Annotated in this window: 1 protein-coding gene and 1 pseudogene; one reads left to right on the forward strand and one right to left on the reverse strand. The window is 62.2% G+C overall.

Annotation, left to right across the window (positions count from 1 at the left end; translation table 11 throughout):
- Window positions 1–364 (forward strand): annotated as a pseudogene (locus ENZ74_RS30910) (MFS transporter); the annotation flags it as partial.
- Window positions 365–424: 60 nt separating this feature from the next.
- Here ENZ74_RS30910 and ENZ74_RS30915 read toward each other — a convergent pair.
- Window positions 425–1,627, reverse strand: coding sequence for a pyridoxal phosphate-dependent aminotransferase (locus ENZ74_RS30915; RefSeq protein ID WP_063168806.1), 1,203 nt, complete (start codon window positions 1,625–1,627; stop codon window positions 425–427).
- Window positions 1,628–1,803 lie beyond the last annotated feature (176 nt).

A 1,803-nucleotide genomic window follows, 5' to 3' on the forward strand; every position in this document is an offset into this window, starting at 1 on the left:
CTCGGGCATGGTGTCGGCGGTCATCAATGCCACCCGCCAGAGCGGTCTTGCCATCGGCATCGCCTTGCTCGGCGCCTTGATGAGCATGCGGGCAACCAACCTTTTGACCGGGTATCTCGGCGATGCCGGTGTCGCCAACGCGGAAGCGGTCGCTCGTGCTGCAATTTCGCGGCATGATTTCGCAACCGATGCGGCGATGGGCGAAAGCGGCGTGCATGAACTCTATGCTGCCGCCTATGCTGGCGGCTTCCATGCCGCCATGCTGACGGCGGCGATCGGCGCGTTCCTCACCGCCGCACTGCTGGTTGCCGTGCTGGCGCCGGCCGAGGCGCGCTCGGCCAAAGAGACCAAGCACGAGGCGTGAGGCTGACGGCCCATTGAAAACCCGGCAGTGAAGCCGGGTTCTGCGTTCAAAGTGCGCCGCTCAGGTCAGCGAAGCCGTAAAGCGCTGGATGCGCGTGCAGGCTTCCTCCAGAAGCGTCTCCGAGGTGGCGTAGGAGATGCGGAAGTTGGGGCCGAGGCCGAAGGCCGAGCCGAACACCACCGCGACGCCCTCGGCTTCGAGCAATTCCGAGCAGAAGGTTTCGTCGGTGTCGATCGGCTTGCCGGCCTTGGTCTTCTTGCCGATCAACTGGGCGCAGGAGGGATAGACATAGAAGGCCCCTTCCGGCGACGGACAGGTGATGCCGCGCGCCTGGTTGAGCATCGAGACGACGAGGTCGCGACGGCCTTGAAAGATCGCCTTGTTTTTGGCGATGAAATCCTGCGGGCCATTCAGCGCCTCGACGGATGCCCATTGCGCGATGGTGCAGGCGCCCGATGTCTGCTGACCCTGGATCATGTCCATCGCCTTGATCAGTTGGACCGGGCCCGCCGCATAACCGATGCGCCAGCCGGTCATTGCATAGGCTTTCGACACGCCGTTCATGGTCAGCGTGCGCTCGTAGAGCTTAGGCTCGACCTCGGCGATGGTCTTGAAGACGAAATCGCCATAGGTCAGGTGCTCGTACATGTCGTCGGTCAGCGTCCAGACATGCGGATGCTTCAACAGCACGTCGGCCAGAGCGCGCAGTTCGGCCTCGGTATAGGCGGCACCCGACGGGTTCGACGGCGAGTTCATCAGCAGCCATTTGGTCTTCGGCGTGATCGCCTTTTCCAGCACGGAAGCGGTCAGTTTGAAGCCGTTGTCGATCGAGGTGTCGGCAAACAAGGAGGTGCCGCCGCAGATCGCCACCATCTCGGGGTAGCTGACCCAGTAGGGGCGAGGAATGATGACCTCGTCGCCGGGGTTCAGCGTCGCCATGAAGGCGTTGAACAGGATCTGCTTGCCGCCCGTACCGACGATGGTCTGCTCGGGCTTGTAGTCGAGATTGTTCTCGCGCTTAAACTTTTTTGCGATCGCCTCGCGCAGCGGCACGATGCCCGAAACCGGCGGATACTTGGTTTCGCCGCGGCGGATCGCCTCGATTGCCGCATTCTTGATGTTGTCGGGCGTGTCGAAATCCGGTTCGCCGGCGCCGAGGCCGATAATGTCACGGCCGGCATTTTTCAGCTCGCGCGCTTTCTGCGTGACCGCGATGGTGGCGGAAGGCTTCACGCGCGAAAGGGTGTCGGCAAGAAAGGCCATGAGCTTGACGTCTCCATGGAAGATCGGCGCGGCCAGGAGCGACCGCGGCGCTTCTCATGTCGCATGATTTCGCGCAACGCAAGCATTGTCGGCTGATCCAGGTCTCAAGGAGCTGTGATCGGACCCGGGGTCGGCAACAATAAATTCATTAACGAGCGGTAGAGGCTTGAGTGGCA

The organism is Mesorhizobium sp. M7A.F.Ca.CA.002.15.2.1, from assembly GCF_003998715.1.
GTDB lineage: Bacteria > Pseudomonadota > Alphaproteobacteria > Rhizobiales > Rhizobiaceae > Mesorhizobium > Mesorhizobium ciceri.